This is a genomic window from Yoonia maritima (assembly GCF_002933395.1).
Classification (GTDB): domain Bacteria; phylum Pseudomonadota; class Alphaproteobacteria; order Rhodobacterales; family Rhodobacteraceae; genus Yoonia; species Yoonia maritima_A.
This window is the reverse complement of record NZ_PKFN01000007.1, coordinates 366,405-382,061: the sequence shown is the minus strand read 5'-3', so window position 1 is coordinate 382,061 and position 15,657 is coordinate 366,405. Positions and strand designations below refer to the sequence as shown.

Annotated in this window: 17 protein-coding genes; 6 read left to right on the top strand and 11 right to left on the bottom strand. The window is 53.7% G+C overall.

Annotated features, from left to right (window positions below; translation table 11 throughout):
* Nucleotides 1-3 precede the first annotated feature (3 nt).
* Together CYQ09_RS03290 and CYQ09_RS03285 are read right to left on the bottom strand one after the other, a co-directional pair.
* Nucleotides 4-1,830: an ABCB family ABC transporter ATP-binding protein/permease gene (locus tag CYQ09_RS03290; RefSeq protein WP_106744012.1), complete on the bottom strand. Its 1,827-nt coding sequence runs from the start codon at nt 1,828-1,830 to the stop codon at nt 4-6.
* Nucleotides 1,831-1,896: 66 nt separating this feature from the next.
* Nucleotides 1,897-3,087 (bottom strand): LysM peptidoglycan-binding domain-containing protein, encoded by a 1,191-nt coding sequence (locus CYQ09_RS03285; RefSeq protein WP_106744011.1) that lies wholly within the window; start codon nt 3,085-3,087, stop codon nt 1,897-1,899.
* A 111-nt stretch (nt 3,088-3,198) separates the two neighbouring features.
* Here CYQ09_RS03285 and CYQ09_RS03280 point away from each other — a divergent pair, with 111 nt between their 5' ends.
* The gene (locus tag CYQ09_RS03280) at nt 3,199-3,753 is read left to right on the top strand and encodes a TIGR00730 family Rossman fold protein (protein ID WP_106744010.1); all 555 of its coding nucleotides are present in this window, start codon (nt 3,199-3,201) and stop codon (nt 3,751-3,753) included.
* A gap of 19 nt (nt 3,754-3,772) precedes the next feature.
* Nucleotides 3,773-4,504 (top strand): imm11 family protein, encoded by a 732-nt coding sequence (locus CYQ09_RS03275; protein ID WP_106744009.1) that lies wholly within the window; start codon nt 3,773-3,775, stop codon nt 4,502-4,504.
* Here the strand turns inward: CYQ09_RS03275 and rarD are convergent.
* From rarD to CYQ09_RS03260, 3 genes are all read right to left on the bottom strand, one after another.
* Nucleotides 4,501-5,397, bottom strand: a complete 897-nt coding sequence (gene rarD / locus CYQ09_RS03270; RefSeq protein ID WP_106744008.1) for an EamA family transporter RarD — start codon at nt 5,395-5,397, stop codon at nt 4,501-4,503. The genes CYQ09_RS03275 and rarD overlap by 4 nt on opposite strands.
* Nucleotides 5,394-6,371 carry a threonine ammonia-lyase gene (locus CYQ09_RS03265; RefSeq protein WP_106744559.1) on the bottom strand — a complete coding sequence of 326 codons (978 nt, stop codon included), beginning with the start codon at nt 6,369-6,371 and terminating at the stop codon, nt 5,394-5,396. Before CYQ09_RS03265 ends, rarD begins: the two co-directional genes overlap by 4 nt.
* Nucleotides 6,372-6,468: 97 nt before the next feature.
* Entirely contained in the window at nt 6,469-7,320 is an 852-nt protein-coding gene (locus CYQ09_RS03260; RefSeq protein ID WP_162617557.1) for a hypothetical protein, read from the bottom strand.
* Between the two features lie 82 nt (nt 7,321-7,402).
* Between CYQ09_RS03260 and CYQ09_RS03255 the strand changes: the two genes are divergently transcribed.
* Nucleotides 7,403-7,609, top strand: a complete 207-nt coding sequence (locus tag CYQ09_RS03255; RefSeq protein ID WP_106744006.1) for a hypothetical protein — start codon at nt 7,403-7,405, stop codon at nt 7,607-7,609.
* Between the two features lie 104 nt (nt 7,610-7,713).
* Here the strand turns inward: CYQ09_RS03255 and CYQ09_RS03250 are convergent, their stop codons facing one another.
* A complete protein-coding gene (locus CYQ09_RS03250) occupies nt 7,714-8,313 on the bottom strand; it encodes a superoxide dismutase (RefSeq protein ID WP_106744005.1) in 600 nt (199 codons plus the stop codon).
* A gap of 40 nt (nt 8,314-8,353) precedes the next feature.
* On the opposite strand from CYQ09_RS03250, the gene CYQ09_RS03245 reads away from it, so the two are divergent.
* A complete protein-coding gene (locus CYQ09_RS03245; RefSeq protein ID WP_343229847.1) occupies nt 8,354-9,196 on the top strand; it encodes an MFS transporter in 843 nt (280 codons plus the stop codon).
* A 6-nt stretch (nt 9,197-9,202) separates the two neighbouring features.
* On the top strand, nt 9,203-9,670 hold the full coding sequence (locus CYQ09_RS03240) for an MFS transporter (protein ID WP_106744003.1): 468 nt from the start codon (nt 9,203-9,205) through the stop codon (nt 9,668-9,670).
* A gap of 45 nt (nt 9,671-9,715) precedes the next feature.
* Here CYQ09_RS03240 and CYQ09_RS03235 read toward each other — a convergent pair whose 3' ends face one another.
* Nucleotides 9,716-10,852: an NADH:flavin oxidoreductase gene (locus CYQ09_RS03235; RefSeq protein WP_106744002.1), complete on the bottom strand. Its 1,137-nt coding sequence runs from the start codon at nt 10,850-10,852 to the stop codon at nt 9,716-9,718.
* A 98-nt stretch (nt 10,853-10,950) separates the two neighbouring features.
* Here CYQ09_RS03235 and CYQ09_RS03230 point away from each other — a divergent pair, with 98 nt between their 5' ends.
* Nucleotides 10,951-11,325: a winged helix-turn-helix transcriptional regulator gene (locus CYQ09_RS03230; RefSeq protein ID WP_106744001.1), complete on the top strand. Its 375-nt coding sequence runs from the start codon at nt 10,951-10,953 to the stop codon at nt 11,323-11,325.
* Nucleotides 11,326-11,343: 18 nt separating this feature from the next.
* On the opposite strand, the gene CYQ09_RS03225 is transcribed toward CYQ09_RS03230, so the two are convergent.
* The 4 genes from CYQ09_RS03225 to CYQ09_RS03210 are packed head-to-tail and all read right to left on the bottom strand — an operon-like array spanning nt 11,344 to nt 15,639.
* Nucleotides 11,344-11,724 (bottom strand): hypothetical protein, encoded by a 381-nt coding sequence (locus tag CYQ09_RS03225; RefSeq protein WP_106744000.1) that lies wholly within the window; start codon nt 11,722-11,724, stop codon nt 11,344-11,346.
* Between the two features lie 18 nt (nt 11,725-11,742).
* The gene (locus CYQ09_RS03220) at nt 11,743-12,306 is read right to left on the bottom strand and encodes a sarcosine oxidase subunit gamma (RefSeq protein ID WP_106743999.1); all 564 of its coding nucleotides are present in this window, start codon (nt 12,304-12,306) and stop codon (nt 11,743-11,745) included.
* Nucleotides 12,299-15,313, bottom strand: coding sequence for a sarcosine oxidase subunit alpha family protein (locus CYQ09_RS03215; RefSeq protein ID WP_106743998.1), 3,015 nt, complete (start codon nt 15,311-15,313; stop codon nt 12,299-12,301). The genes CYQ09_RS03220 and CYQ09_RS03215 overlap by 8 nt, the downstream gene beginning before the upstream one ends.
* Nucleotides 15,310-15,639, bottom strand: a complete 330-nt coding sequence (locus tag CYQ09_RS03210; protein ID WP_106743997.1) for a sarcosine oxidase subunit delta — start codon at nt 15,637-15,639, stop codon at nt 15,310-15,312. Before CYQ09_RS03210 ends, CYQ09_RS03215 begins: the two co-directional genes overlap by 4 nt.
* Nucleotides 15,640-15,657: the final 18 nt, after the last annotated feature.

Sequence of the window (15,657 nt, the reverse complement as noted above, 5' to 3'; positions counted from 1 at the left end):
ATGCTACGATAAGGCAACGCTCTCTTCTGACTGTCGGTTCCATAGATTCGCGTAACGTCCGCCCTGCGCCAGCAGCGCATCATGTTTGCCCTGCTCAATAATCACGCCGTTTTCAAGGACAACGATCTGATCTGCATCGGCAATCGTGGATAGGCGGTGCGCAATCGTAATGACGGTACGCCCTTGACCCATCGCCTTCAGCTCTGCCTGAATTTCCATCTCGGTCTGGGTATCCAGCGCAGAAGTCGCCTCGTCCAATAGCAAGATCGGTGGGTTCTTTAGCAAGGTACGGGCAATGCCGACCCGCTGCTTCTCGCCACCGGACAGTTTCAGACCCCGCTCGCCAACCGTGGTTTGGTAGCCGTCTGGTAGGCTAACGATAAAGTCGTGAATTTTTGCGGCCTTTGCTGCGGTGATGATCTCATCCTGGGAAGCCGTAGGACGACCATAGGCAATGTTGTAATGCACCGTGTCGTTAAACAGCACCGTATCCTGCGGCACGACACCGATCTGGGCGTGCAGGCTGTCTTGGGTCACATCGCGCACGTCTTGGCCGTCAATACGCAAGGCACCACCGTTCACATCGTAGAACCGGAACAAAAGCCGCCCAATCGTCGACTTTCCAGACCCGGACGATCCAACAATCGCAACGGTTTGGCCGGGTTCAACCCGCAAATCAATGCCCTTCAGGATTGGGCGCTCTGCATCATAGCCAAAAGCAACGTTGTCCAATGTCACCTGCCCACCAGTTACAGTCAGCGGCTTGGCATCAGGCTTATCTTGGACCTCGGCCGGTTGTTCGAGCAGATCAAACATATCACCCATATCGATCAAAGCCTGGCGAATTTCGCGATACACAGTCCCAAGAAAATTCAGCGGCATGGTGATTTGGATCATGTAAGCGTTGACCATAACGAAATCGCCGACGGTTAGATCACCACGCTCAACCCCAATCGCCGCCATCACCATAACCGCAGCAAGGCCACTGGTGATCAGGAACGACTGCCCAAAGTTCAGGAACGCCAAAGAATAATTGGTACGAATAGCCGCCTTTTGGTACTGGGCCATCGCGCTATCGTAACGATCCGCTTCCCATCTTTCGGCACCAAAGTATTTGACGGTTTCAAAATTCAGCAGGCTATCAATCGCCTTTTGGTTCGCGTCCGTATCCTGTTCATTCATCACCTTACGGATCTTCACCCGCCATTCGGTAACCTTGAATGTAAACGTGATATATAGCGCAATCGTCACAAAAACGACGGCTAAGTACCAAACATCAAAAAGGAAAAACAGAACCGCTGCGATCATCAGCAGTTCAAGCACCAGCGGACCGATGCTGAACAACAAAAAGCGAAGCAAAAATTCAACGCCCTTCACACCGCGTTCAATCGCGCGGCTTAACCCGCCTGTTTTGCGCATGATGTGGTAACGCATCGAAAGACGGTGAATATGTGTGAATGTCTCAAGCGCGAGCTGCCGCAACGCGCGCTGCCCTACGGGAGTGAACACGACATCGCGTAGCTGCTGAAAGCCAACGTTCATCAGCCGCGCAATACCATAAGCCAACGTCAGACCAACGGCACCAAGCCCCATGAATGTCGCGGCTGACGCGCCTTCAGGAGCAAGCGCATCAACGGCCTGCTTGTAAAACAATGGTGTCGTGACCGCGATGAGCTTAGCGGTAAATAGGACCGCCATCGCTAGCACGACGCGGCGTTTGACCCAAGCCTGCCCATCTGGCCACAAATACGGCGCAACGCGGCGGATCACATCCCATCCCTGCACTTTGGTGTTGTCGAGATTGGCAGAGGTAGTGGATAAACGACGCATGTGGGCACTCCGGCTAGCAGCGCCTCTAGTTAGAGTGCCACTGTGCCGAATACCAGTCCTGCGATGCTATTGATTGATCTCCGGCATACGGAAAATCTGACCAGGGTAAATCAAATCGGGATCACGGATCAGATCACTATTGGCCTCATAGACTTGGACGTAATAGACGCCATTCCCAAGACTTTCTTCGGCAATTGCCCAAAGCGTTGAACCTGGTTGAACGGTGCGAACAGCAACGTCAAAACCATCCGATTGCGTCTCTTCTGCCAAAACGGCGGCAACATCCGCAGCCTCTTCGCGTTTAAATGGCGTCTCCAGCCGGGATACAACGGCACCCGCTGTATCCACCTCATCCACTCGAAGAGTATACACACCCGTTTCCACATCCTGCAGATCAATGCGCCAGTCGCCACCTTCGGTCACAGGTGACGTCGAAACAGGTTCGTTATCAAGATAGACTTGCACAGAACCATCACCGACTGCACGACCAGATAGCTGCACCTCACCTTCGGGATCATAGGTGATCGCATCAAGCCCCACATTGGGGGTATCAAGGCTGGGCCCCGCTTGTACAACACGCACACCATCAGCATCCGCTTGCAACACTGTTGGCGCCGACGGCGCCTGCGGTACATTGGCAGGTTCGGCGCTGGGCTTTGGAAGAACAGGCGTGTCTGGCGTCGGAGTCGGCTCTTCAGCCTGAGGGCTTGGGAGCGTAGCGGTTTCAGCTTCGTCCTGCGTTACATCTAGATCTTGCGCGGGCGGCTCTAACGCGGCCACAACGACTTCGGGTGCGGCGATTGGTGATACGATATAGCTTGTCTCGGACTGGATGGCCTTCCCGTCGGGGTCAGCAATCAGCGTTAAACTACGCGGAAGCGGCGATACTCCGGCCAAGGGTAACACCACGAAATTACCAGAAGCATCAGCCGTTGCTCTTTCAAGTTCTTCGCCAGCAAGCATGATCGCAACAACCTGCCCCGGCTCCGCGCGCCCTGCGACCACCATGCTACCGTCAGCTTCAACACGGAATGTGTCAAACTGCGGGCTAAATGACTTGCGCGGCGACGCAGCCGCAGCAACATCTTCGACTGGTGTCGTCAAAACGACCGGCGTTGCAGTATCCGCACTTGATTGATCCTGTATCCCCGAGATTTCAGCCTGCGGCACGAACATAACAACACCCACCCCGACAACAACGGCAGCCACTGCGCCCAGCATAATCGGAATGGCGTTTGATTTGGTTTCTTCGGTCACGTCTTTTCCCCTAACAAGCCATTGTAATCGGCGTCCCTACCGCACATGCTTAAGTCACCGTAACAACGCCACAATCAGGCGTCAAAGTTTAGCTGCGCAAAAAGGTTGCCCATGTCCACATTTCCTAAATCCGTTTGCGTCTATTGCGGGTCCCGCGATGGCGTTGCCCCCGCATACGCAGAGGCTGCCAAAGCAACCGGCGAAATGCTGGTGCAAAATGGCTGGCGGCTGGTTTACGGCGCAGGGGATGTCGGGCTGATGGGCCGGGTCGCAAATGCGGTCCAAGACGCAGGCGGCAACACATTCGGCGTCATCCCCACTCACTTGATGGATTGGGAAGTCGGCAAACGCGACCTTGATAGCTTTGTCATTACCGAAACGATGCACGAACGCAAAAAGGTCATGTTCATGAACGCCGACGCTGTGGTCGTTCTACCCGGTGGGGCCGGATCACTGGATGAATTCTTTGAGGCGCTCACTTGGCGGCAACTCAAACTCCACGCAAAACCGATTGTGCTGCTGAACATTGACGGGTTCTGGGACCCTCTTTGGACGTTGCTAGAACATGTCGTAAAGCAAGGCTTTGCCGGCGATGACATCCTATCTTATGTGTCGATCGTACCTGACGTGACATCGCTCGAGGTGACGCTGAAAGAAGCACTTTAGATCGTCTGGGGGAACCATCATGGCATATTTCATCACAGGTGGTCATCCGCTTCCGGATGAGAGTTTTCACGCAAAAGAGCGCCGCGGAAACTCGTCGTTTAAAGAAATGGATGGGGATACCGATCTGATTAAGCTGGTCGATGCAACGCAGGATGATGGGCGCCGAATTTTAGATGGTTCGCCAAGCGTAGGACGACCGTTGAAGCCTGATCATATTCCGACAAAACTTAGTCGAGAACCATGGGGTATTGAACGTGTTCCGTTGTTGGACGTGGAAACCTATTATGGTGGTAACCTTCTGGTCTGTCAGTCCTTCAAAGACGTGCTGGAAGAGTTGGAACCCGACGTTCATCAATTCTGGCCGATGGAAATCTATGTCAAAGGCGAGAAGGTAGCTCTGCGTTACTGGTTTATCGCTTGTCACCGCATTCGTACGTTAAGTACGGAGCATTGCTACCCGCCACTCCAGGGGCACGGGTATTGGCGCCCCAGTCCTCTGGGTCAAAGAGAAAATGACCGAGTTGTATTTTCCAGCGAAGCTATTGGCGGCCGCCACGCTTGGGTGGATATGGCGCATTCTGATCGGATGTTCTCGGACGCGTTCGCAGAGCGATTGATGGCGCTTAATCTAACAGGCCTGAAGTTTAGCCATAAAAAAGAGGCCACTGCGGACACTCCGGTACCATCGATACTAAATGCAACAAAACCCAAGTCGCGATCATTCTTTAGCCGTTTACTTGGCAAAACCTAACGCGCCGCCCTGTCCTGCCGGATTGCTGTCACTGAATACAAAATCACCGCGGCCCAGATCATTGGGAATGCGATCATGTGCACGGTGCCGAATGGCTCTGCAAAAATCAAAACGGCGACCAAGAACTGGAGCGTCGGATTGATGTAGAACGCGATGCCTGTTGTCGCCATCGACACGCGGCGCGCGCCATAGCTGAACATCAATAGCGGGATCGACGTGATCGGCCCCGCGCAGATCAGCAAGATACTATCGCGCCAGTTACTGCCGAACGCGCCGCCCGTGGTTGGCTTAAACCCTTCGAACCCAGCAAAATGCACGCCCGCCAGCCAGATAACCGCCAAGGGCAGTACCAGCGTGACTTCGGTTGCAACCGTTAGGACTGGCCCTGCCGACACGCCCTTTTTGATCAGCCCATAGATCGCGAATGTCACTGCCAATGACAGCGCCACAAACGGCACAACGCCAAGCCCAAGGGTCAGCACCGTCACTGCCGTAAAAACCAAGCCAATTGCGATCCATTTCAGGGGGCTTAGCGGCTCTGACAAGACAAAGCGCCCGATCAACACCGATAGCAACGGATAGATGTAATACCCCACGCTCGCCTCGGTGGACCGATCAATTTGAGATGACAGGATGAATAGAAACCAATTCGCGGAAATCATCAGCGCGGCCAGCCCCATCAGTACAGGCTGTTCGCGGATCAGGCTAAACATCTGACCAAAACGGCGCTGCACGATCAAGATCACCGCGAACAGCAAAAACGACCAAAGCGCGCGATGCGATAGTACCTCTAACGGGGGCACATGTGACAATGCTTTGTAATAGATCGGAGATAGCCCCCAGATCACGCAGGTCGCGACGATTGCGATGATGCCCTTGACCGTGTCGGTCATTGCGCAAGATCACCCATCAACGCAGCATACCGCGTAATCGAGATATTCGACCCACAAGCGATAATCCCAACGTGCCGCCCGACTAATTCGTCACGCAACGGCCCCAGCACAGCAGCAAGCGACGCAGCGCAGGCAGGCTCCGCAGTGATCCGCAGGATACGTTGATAGTGGTTCATCGCATTTAGCAGTTCTGTATCTTCGACACGCACAATGCGGTCCACGTTTGCCCGCGCGACGCTATAGGAATACGGCATGGCATAGGGCGCACCAAGGCTATCGGCAATCGTATTAACCCGATCCAGTGTCGCGGGTGTGCCTGCCTCAAAACTGCGGTACATGCTATCCGCGCCGAATGGTTCGACACCAATGACAGTGGCATTCGGGTTCAGCTGTTTGATCGCGCAGGACATCCCGCTAATCAGCCCCCCGCCCCCAATGGGTACGACGTAGGTGTCAATCTTTGGGGCTTGGGCATGGTATTCTGCACCGCAGACCGCAGAGCCAAGCGTCATGTGTTCACCCTCAAACGGATGCATCAAAGTACGCCCCGCGTCGGCCGCATCGTTCATCGCAGCAAAAGCAGCTGCCATGTCATCGTATAACTGAACAGTGGCTCCCAAGGCCTCGCAGCCTTGAATACGGGACGGGTCAACCGCACGCGGCATACAGATCAGCGCATCTACGCCCGCAGCCTGCGCCGCCCACGACACAGCCAACGCATGATTCCCGCCACTTGCGGCAACGACACCAGCAGCGCGCTGGGCGTCGTCCAACTGGCTAAGCCCCAGATAAACGCCGCGCGCCTTGAACGATCCCGCTTGCTGAAACAGCTCTAGTTTAACTGTCACGCTGGCGCAGTCAGGCAAAACACCATTCCAACGACCGGAGGTAAGCGGCAGGATGGGCGTGTGAATAAGAGCGCCAGACAATAGGTCAGCAGCCGTATGAATTTCGGGTAAAGTCGGACCAGTCATTGCAGCCTCAAGAGTAAATACGATTGTGTCCCACGGTGCAAAAACATTGTCCACAAGGGAGTTGGATGAAAACACCCCCCATGGACAATCATTGTATTTACTTTTGATGTTTTTGCATTCGCGACCGTAGCAATGCGCCAATATCTTCAGAACGTGCGTGCTGGGCCTCAACTGCGGCATTCCGGCTCGCTGCACTTTGCGCGGCACGGCTTGCGTAGCTAAGCGCGGCCCCAGCACATTGCAGGCAAAACAGCCAGATCGATACTAGAATGGCAGCGGCCACCATGAAGGCATGCAGCATTGTGAAAGACACATCCTTGTCGTCAAAAACGAAAAGAACAATATCGCCCAGTTCATTTGTCAGCACATTGGTCAACCCAAGGTATCCAAAGGCGTCGCCCGCAAACGGAATAATCACAGCAGAGATGCCTGTGATCATCAATAGCAAAGCCATCATCGTGATGAGGTTTGACCCAAACCCATCAATAGACGAATAAGATACGCCATTTGGGCTACGCCCTGCCGCGAAATTCGCGAGTGCAGGAAGTATTGCGGCGCGCAGCGCCATCACGGCAACCGCGCTTAGAAACGAAAGGACCGTTATCGCACCAAAGGCCAGTTCCCTTGATAGGGTTGCGATGGGATCAACCGTTGGATCGACCTGCAATGCTGTCAATAATCCGACTTCGCTTCTTAGCAAAATCAATGAACCCGCAAACAGGATTGATGTGAATATGAATGCGACGATTGCCTCAAGCAGCCCATAGCCTGTCGCACCGATAAGCAACCGTTTTTGCGAGGGGTCCGTTCTAAACCCGAGCACCCGCAAGCCGATCCTGATCCCAATAAGGTACGGGTGCATCGAAATAATATAGACGATCGCCGTGATGGCGAACGGAATAACGATCATCGCCAAAAGCGTTACAAATAGATTGCTCCCGATTAGCATCAGACTGCCAAAAACTGAAAAAACCGTAATCACAAGATAGAAAGCGGTCCACAACGGCAGGACAAGCAAGAAGCGCCAAAAGATGGACAAAGAAAGCGGAAAGCTACGCAATAAAATCAAACTGGTTTCCTTTCAAAAGATCGGTTTTGACACAGCAGACAAAGACCAACACTGCGAACGCATTCGCGGTGATCCTCTTGCCGGTTGTCATACGGTGCGTCTGCCTGCTGAATGCGGCGACACTTGGCTAGATGCGCAGAATTTGCGCGAAAATAGTTTTAGTTATTAATGGTCTAGCAATACATATATATATGTACGCGCTTAGCTGTTTTCAAGACAAAGGCCCGCCACGCGATGCGCGACGGGCCCTCAAATCAGCTTATAAGGATGGTGTTACAGGCGGCCTGCAACGTTTTCCCAGTTGACCAAGTTATCTAGGAAGTTGGTCAGGTAAACAGGACGCTTGTTACGGAAGTCGATGTAGTATGAGTGTTCCCAAACATCACAACCAAGCAGCGCAGTTTGACCAAAGCAAAGTGGATTCACGCCGTTTTCGGTCTTGGTCACTTTCAGGCTACCGTCAGTATCTTTCACCAACCAAGCCCAGCCAGAACCAAACTGACCAGCGCCAGCAGCGCTAAACTGCTTTTTGAATTCGTCAACCGAGCCAAAGCTCTCGTTCAGTGCTTTTTCCAGCTCTGTTGGGATCGCAGTATCGTTCGGGCTCATCATTTCCCAGAACTGGTTATGGTTCCAAAGCTGTGAAATGTTGTTGAAGATACCGTTTTGCGCCACAGCCGTTGGGTTGTAGGTGCCCTTGATGATCTCTTCGAGAGACTTGCCTTCCCACTCGGTGCCCGCGATTGCGGCGTTGCCGTTGGTGACATAGGCGTTGTGGTGCAGGTCGTGGTGGAATTCCAGTGTCTCTGCAGACATACCTTTCGCAGCAAGCGCGTCATGAGCATATGGAAGATCAGGGAGTGTAAAAGCCATTGTCTTAACTTTCTGTGTTGAGGACAGGATGCAATGATACATGTCACATAGCAGCGTAACGTCAAGGGCTAGAGCGGCTAGAAGTGGTGGTTCACAGCACCTTGTTCATGAATGCACATTCATCACGCGATTGACCACATTGCACAACTGTTACAATCTCGGGGTAGCCGCAAATATGATTAGCTTCAGAACCCCGCACGCAGTTTTTATTCTTCTGCTATTGTTATCCGGCACTTTATGCACCGCATCGCTTATTCCATTTATGGGGGTGTATATCGTCGAAATCCTGGGAAAAGACCCGTGGATGATCAGCCTCTATGCAATGTTGACCCTAAGTTTGACGGTGGTTGTAAACCGCATTTATGGTGAATGGATCGATAACGGTAGGCGCATCGCCCCACTAATTCTGACATCGATATTGGCATTCGGTTTTGCACTATGCGCGATGTTGGTCTTCAAAACCTATGCGGTATTGATCTTCATCTGCGCGCCATGTTTCGCACTATCAAATGCTGCGGTATCAACCATGTACAGCTTTGGTCACCTAAGCGCTGAACAAAACGGATGGGACATCGCGCGCTACAATTCCTATCTGCGTGCGACAACGTCACTTGGTTGGATGATCGCCCCGGCCGTCACATTTCTGATCGCCGGCGCGTTTGGTGCAAGCTATGTTATGATCAGCGCGCTCGTGCTGACAGCCGTTTGGGCCACCCTATGGTGGATGGTCATGCCGCGCGATTTCGTAAAGCAGTCGCGGATCAAAGACCCGTCAACAGACGGTGGAAACCTGTCTGGCAATGCCAAAGCGATGTGGACTGCAGCAGGCGTGTGTCTACTTTTTTCGCTCGCGCATTCTGCAACCACAAGCTCATTGCCATAGTTCTATATCCGCGAGGCTGGACTCCCGGTTTATGCGGCTGGCCTGTCGTTTTCCATAAAGACGTTCATTGAAATTCTGGCAATTTTATCGACGCCCTGGTTAATTACGACACTGGGTGTCAAGCGCTGTCTTGGTGTCGCAGCAGTCATCGCTATCTGCGCATTTCTTACATTGGCTAACGTTCAGTCACTGTCACAGCTGGTTGTCGGCGCATCACTAGAGGGGTTGTATTACGGCATCTTCGCCGCCGTCGGTTTGCTGTACATTCAAAGCTTTGCAGGTGATCGCCTTGGCCGCGCCACGTCACTGTATACGAACAGCCTGTACATAGGTGCTCTCATTGCGAGCTCTATGATGGGGCTTGTTGCGCAACTTGCAGGTTTTCGCACCGTGATCTTGCTTTCAACAGTATGGGCGACGCTGGCATTGCTTGTTCTTATCGTCTCGGGTCGCACCCCAACACGACTTTCATAGTATGGGGAGCCACATCAATTGCGGCGCCCCATATGTGTTTGTGGCTTAGGTTAGTTTACCCAGATCGCTCGGATCAAAGCCGACCAAAGAAGCCGTATCACCTGTACGGATTTTCTCGGCCCAGTCTGGGTCGCTCAGCAACACGCGCCCAACCGCGATTAAATCAAATTCGTCACGGTCCATGCGGGTCAGCAGTTTATCGATCCCAACATTCGCTGAACCGCCACCAGAAAACGCGCTAAAGAAATCAGCATCTAGCCCGACAGAGCCAACGCTGATCGTCGGCTTTCCGGTGATTTTCTTGGCCCAACCGGCAAAGTTCAACCCGTCGTCGCCATCGATATCCGCGAATTCAGGTTCCCAGAACCGCCGCTGTGAACAGTGGAATATATCAACGCCTGCGTCTGACAATGGCGCAAGCCATGCTTCCAATTCATCAGGTGTTGCTGCCAATCGCGCTGTGTAATCCTGCTGTTTCCATTGGCTAAGGCGCAAAATGACCGGAAAATCCGGACCAACCGCAGCGCGGACGGCTTTGACAACCTCAACAGCGAAACGGGAACGTTCGGCCAAGGTTTTACCGCCCCATCCATCTGCACGCTGGTTTGTGCCTTCCCAGAAGAACTGGTCAATCAGATATCCGTGTGCACCATGAAGTTCCGCCACATCAAAACCCAGACGCTTTGCATCTGCGGCGGCGCTTGCGAATGCCGCAATCGTATCTTCGATGTCCTTTTCAGTCATGACATTACCGCTTGGCTTGCCCGGCGCGAACAGACCTGATGGGCTTTCCATCGGGGCGTCCGCTTCCCACCCGCTAGAGCTGGGTGCGGTGGCGGTATGCCAAATCTGAGGGCCGATACGGCCACCCGCCGCATGCACAGCATCGACAACAGTTTTCCAACCCTCCAACGCGTCATCGCCATGGAAAAACGGAATTCCCGGTTCATTTCGTGAAACGGGGCGATCAATAACCGTCCCTTCCGACAAAATAAGCCCAACGCTGCCCGCTGCACGGCGTGCATAGTAGTCGGCGTTTTGTTGCGCGGGGATACCGTCAGGCGCCATGCCACGTGTCATCGGCGCCATGACAATGCGGTTCTTAAGTTCAAGCGATCCATGTTTAAATGGTTTAAAAAGCGGTGCGACATCCGCTGTTGTTGCTGGGTTATCAAGCGTCATTTGATCTACTCCATATGATCTACAACGCCTAAGTATATTTTATAGACTTAGTTTCAATTAGGCACTATTGTTGCACTAGGTTTACTTGAGGAAACCACATGCCCAAAGACAGCGCCGAGACCAAATATTTCACCGTAGATTGCCCAAATCGTCTGTTGTTTGCAGAAATTGCAGACAAATGGTCGATGATGATTTTATCAGTACTTGATACCGGACCGCACCGTTTCAATGGCATAAAACGCTGTCTTGAAGGCGTATCGCAAAAATCACTAACCCAGACGTTGCGCAAATTGGAACGCAACGGGATCATTTCGCGGACTGTGCGCAGTACATCACCTGTTGCCGTGGAATACGCGATGACACCGCTTGGCATGTCGCTGCTGGGGCCCTACCGCGCGATTTACACTTGGACATGCGTGAACCTAAGCGAGGTGAATGCCGCACGGTTGGAATACGACGGGCGACAAACCTAAGATGAAAGCAACAGACGTTTATCGCTGAAATCCGGCCGTAAACTCATTTCCAAAATTGACTTGCGCAGTCAGCTTCGAACCAGAAAGCCACGTCTTAATGTCATCGGTCACTGCCCCCAAAAAGGTTATCTCGCGAAGCGTCGCTACTTTGTGAAGTGCCTGCATTTCCGGCCAATCCATTGCGATATCATGGTGTCCGATCCACGCCGCAGCATTACGATATGTGATCACGGCCCGTGCGTCCCTGTCTGTCCCATTCACGAAAAAGTGATACGATAGAACACCAGCATGCCCATCGTTCCTTACACGACGCACAAGCGCTGTGATCGCGGAACGAAAATCATTTTCAGTGCCAATCAGCGCATAATGATTAAATATGATCAGCTCTAGATCTGGCATTCGTGCCCTTCGGCAATATCAAAAGTGCCCCACCGCGCCCGCCTTTGCCGATGTGGCAAGAAGGTTGAAAGTGTAATCAGCCACGGACCGGAAACAGATCACTTCGATTGTGTCTGCATCCCGCATCCAAAACGCTGCGGCCACTTGGCCAAGGTGCGTACGTCGGAAGCGACCGGGTTGGAATGTGTCAGGGTGAAGGTCGACAGGCGCCAATTTTGCTATCACATCGCGTGCATAGTCCCCTTCGACAAGGATCAGCGCACGCGCGTCGGACACATTTTCTGCCAGATGGTGTTTCTTTTTCAGGTTATTTGCGATCAATTCCGACGCAGCGTCGACCTCGGCATATGGCACAAGGATCAGCATTTCATCGGGTGACATCCAGCACAGCCCCTTTTCACCAACGCAATTCGCGTGGCCGGGCATAGGAAAATCGACGCCAGTTAGTCCGGTGCAAACGGACTTTAGTTTACTATCTGACAGGTCGCCGCGCAGCGTGATCATGCCGCGTAGGCCTGCGTCGCTGATTGTGACTTCGCCTGGGGCAACTTTGCCATTCAATGCGCTGACTGCATTAGACATTCTGCTTTTCCCCTTCCTTATCGTAGAACACCGGATCGACGATTTTCGCGGCTATGGTTGTGCCGTCAACCTTGTTGAATTCAATCACCTCGCCCATGCGATCAGTGCCGTTATGGACGAGTCCCATAGCGATCCCCTTATCAAGGGTCGGCGAATGATAGGTCGATGTCACGCGGCCTTGCGTGTTGCGTTGGCCGTTTTCATTGTCGCCTTCGGCAATCGCATATGCACCATCAGGCAACACAGACCCATCGACGGTTTCCAAGCCAACCAGTTTCCACCGGTTTGGATCAGCCATATGGCTGCGTGTGTGTGCACGCTTGCCAATATAGTCTTCTTTCTTTTTGGATAGCGCCCAGTTCAGGTTCAGATCCTGCGGGATCACAGTCCCGTCAGTTTCATCCCCGATCATGATAAAGCCCTTTTCGGCGCGCATGATGTGCAGCGCCTCGGTGCCGTAGGGCATCACGCCGAACTCTTCTCCGGCCTCAAGCAGTGCGTCCCAGAACGCGGCACCCTGCCCGGCGGGCACTGCAACCTCGTAAGATAATTCACCCGAAAAACTGATCCGAAAAACACGCGCGTCGAAGTCACCGATTTTCCCGGCCTTCCACTGCATGAATGGCAGCGCCTCAGCCGACAGATCCATGTCACCACCCAGTTTACGCAATAGCTTGCGCGCCTTGGGACCGACGACCGCGATCTGTGCGTATTGTTCGGTCACATTGGCCACATAAACCTGCATGTCCCACCATTCGCACTGCAGCCAGTCTTCCATATGGGCGTGGATCCGTTCGGCCCCGCCGGTCGTCGTGTGACATAGCCACGTGTTGTCATCCATCCGAACAACGACACCGTCATCCATCAAGAACCCGTTTTCAGAACACATCAGACCATACCGGCATTTACCGACAGGCAACGTGGACATCATGTTCGTGTACATCAGATCAAGGAATTTGCCCGCATCGGGGCCTTTGACGATCAGCTTACCAAGCGTTGACGCATCCAACAGGCCAACGTTTTCACGGGCATTGCGCACCTCACGGTTCACGGCGTCATGCACCGTTTCTTCGCCACGCAGATAGGTATAGGGCCTGCGCCATTGGCCGACGGGTTCGTTGTCAGCCCCGTTTGCATTGGCCCAGTCAGAAACAGGGGTTGTCCGGATTGGCTGGAACAGCGCGTCGCGCGCAGCACCTGTAATCGCCCCCATAGAGATCGGCGTATAAGGCGGACGGAACGTCGTCGTCCCAACATTGGGGATATCCGCATTCAACGATTTCGATAGGATCGCCAAACCGTTGATGTTGCTTAGTTTGCCCTGATCCGTGGCCATGCCTAGCGTGGTATAGCGCTTTGCATGTTCAACGCTTTCAAAGCCTTCTTGCGCAGCAAGCTGCACATCGGACACCTTAACGTCGTTCTGGAAATCCAACCAAGCCTTCGACCGCAGCGCATGTTTTGCGCCCTGCGGCATCAGCCAAACGGCAGCAATCGGGCCTTCCTCGATATCTTCGCCCATCGGGGCCTGACCACCGCGTTTTGCGTGCCCTGCCGCCTTTGCCGCCGCGCGACCTGCGGCCCAACCATCTGCAACAGCCTCGGCGGTGAACAAATGACCATTGGCGATACCTGCGGTGTTCACGAAAGGCTGACCGTCGGCACCTGTTGGCGGCTTTTCATGGTCAGGCCGGAACATAACCTGATCTGCATCCCACACCAGCTTACCGCCGCAATGCGACCACAAGTGCACGACCGGCGACCAGCCGCCCGACATCGCGACGCAATCACATTCGATTTCCTCAAGGATCGCGCCTTCGCCAGCTTGGGCACAAAGACCAACCGATTTCACGCGCTTGCCGCCTTTGACTTTGGCAATGCCTTTGCCAAGCTCAACCCGGATACCAAGGTTGCGTGCCTCATCAATCAACGGGCCTTCGGCCTCTGGGCGGGCGTCGATGATCGCGGGGATATCAAGGCCAGCTTGCTTTAAGATAATCGCCGTACGGTAGGCGTCGTCGTTATTCGTCACGACGACGGTTCGGTCGCCTAGTGACACGCCATAGTTCACAACATAATCACGCACCGCAGCAGCCAAGGTCACGCCGGGAATGTCATTGCCCGCGAATGATAGCGGGCGTTCAATCGCGCCAGTTGCTGTCACAATTTGCTTGGCACGGATGCGCCACAAACGATGGCGTGGACCTTCGACCTCTGGCGTGTGATCGGTCAGGCGCTCATAGGCCAAGGCGTAGCCGTGGTCATAGACACCCGACCCCATACAGCGCAAACGCATGTCAACATTTGACATATTTTCAAGCGCTTGAATGGTGCTATTAATCCACTCCTCCGCAGGTAAACCGTCGATCTTTGGCGTATCAACTACCGCACGGCCACCCCAATATGCACCCTGTTCAACCAACAGAACACGCGCGCCACGCTCGCCCGCAGCAAGCGCCGCGGCAAGCCCCGCGATCCCGCCGCCGACGACCAATACATCGACATGCGCATGAAAATGTTCATAGGTGCTGCTATCGCGATCTTTGGGGGCTTTGCCCAAACCAGCGGACTGGCGGATGATCGGTTCATAGACATGTTTCCAAAACGCACGCGGATACATGAACATTTTGTAGTAAAAGCCAGCCGGCAAAAACCGAGAGAAAGCAGTGTTGATCGCACCAACGTCAAACTCTAGGCTTGGCCAGTGGTTCTGTGAGGTCGCGGTTAGACCGTCGAACAGCTCTGTCGTGGTGACGCGTTGATTGGGCTCAAACTGCCCGCCCTCACCAAGGTTCACCAAGGCGTTTGGCTCTTCTGCACCAGAGGCGACAACGCCACGCGGACGGTGGTACTTAAACGAACGGCCCATCAGCATCTGGTCATTCGCCAGCAATGCAGAGGCAAGCGTGTCGCCCTCAAACCCGCGAAAGCGCTTTCCATTAAAGGTAAACGATACGGCTTTGTTATTATTAATCAAACGGCCCATTGCGGCCAGACGGGTGCTCATTTAAAAATCCCCCATGACCAGCCGGGTCGCGTCCCAGAGATCTTGTCTTTGATGTCTTGTGGTGGCTCTAGGGTTTGGGCCGAATAAGTTCCGAACACCTCTAGTGTTGCGGTGCAACGTGCTGCGTGAAACCACTTGCCGCAGCCATAGACGTGGCGCCAGCGTTCGAAGTGCACGCCCTTTGGGTTTTCGCGCATAAACAGGTAATCCTCGAATGCGTCATCCGATGATCCCGGCCCTTCGCGTTTCAGGTGCGCTTGGCCGCCTGCATGTAGATCAGTTTCATCGGCATCAACGCCGCAATAAGGACAATGCAGGATCAGCATAGCGAAGCCTCGGTATTT

Bases quoted from the DNA above. Each gene is read 5' to 3' on its own strand.
- CYQ09_RS03255 (WP_106744006.1), top strand. From the start codon at position 7,403: ATGGACAAAGAAAGCGGAAAGCTACGCAATAAAATCAAACTGGTTTCC.
- CYQ09_RS03250 (WP_106744005.1), bottom strand. From the start codon at position 8,313: ATGGCTTTTACACTCCCTGATCTTCCATATGCTCATGACGCGCTTGCT.
- CYQ09_RS03260 (WP_162617557.1), bottom strand. From the start codon at position 7,320: ATGCTAATCGGGAGCAATCTATTTGTAACGCTTTTGGCGATGATCGTT.
- CYQ09_RS03215 (WP_106743998.1), bottom strand. From the start codon at position 15,313: ATGAGCACCCGTCTGGCCGCAATGGGCCGTTTGATTAATAATAACAAA.
- CYQ09_RS03265 (WP_106744559.1), bottom strand. From the start codon at position 6,371: ATGACTGGTCCGACTTTACCCGAAATTCATACGGCTGCTGACCTATTG.
- CYQ09_RS03230 (WP_106744001.1), top strand. From the start codon at position 10,951: ATGCCCAAAGACAGCGCCGAGACCAAATATTTCACCGTAGATTGCCCA.
- CYQ09_RS03210 (WP_106743997.1), bottom strand. From the start codon at position 15,639: ATGCTGATCCTGCATTGTCCTTATTGCGGCGTTGATGCCGATGAAACT.
- CYQ09_RS03275 (WP_106744009.1), top strand. From the start codon at position 3,773: ATGGCATATTTCATCACAGGTGGTCATCCGCTTCCGGATGAGAGTTTT.
- CYQ09_RS03235 (WP_106744002.1), bottom strand. From the start codon at position 10,852: ATGACGCTTGATAACCCAGCAACAACAGCGGATGTCGCACCGCTTTTT.
- CYQ09_RS03225 (WP_106744000.1), bottom strand. From the start codon at position 11,724: ATGCCAGATCTAGAGCTGATCATATTTAATCATTATGCGCTGATTGGC.
- rarD (WP_106744008.1), bottom strand. From the start codon at position 5,397: ATGACCGACACGGTCAAGGGCATCATCGCAATCGTCGCGACCTGCGTG.
- CYQ09_RS03220 (WP_106743999.1), bottom strand. From the start codon at position 12,306: ATGTCTAATGCAGTCAGCGCATTGAATGGCAAAGTTGCCCCAGGCGAA.
- CYQ09_RS03290 (WP_106744012.1), bottom strand. From the start codon at position 1,830: ATGCGTCGTTTATCCACTACCTCTGCCAATCTCGACAACACCAAAGTG.
- CYQ09_RS03280 (WP_106744010.1), top strand. From the start codon at position 3,199: ATGTCCACATTTCCTAAATCCGTTTGCGTCTATTGCGGGTCCCGCGAT.
- CYQ09_RS03245 (WP_343229847.1), top strand. From the start codon at position 8,354: ATGTCACATAGCAGCGTAACGTCAAGGGCTAGAGCGGCTAGAAGTGGT.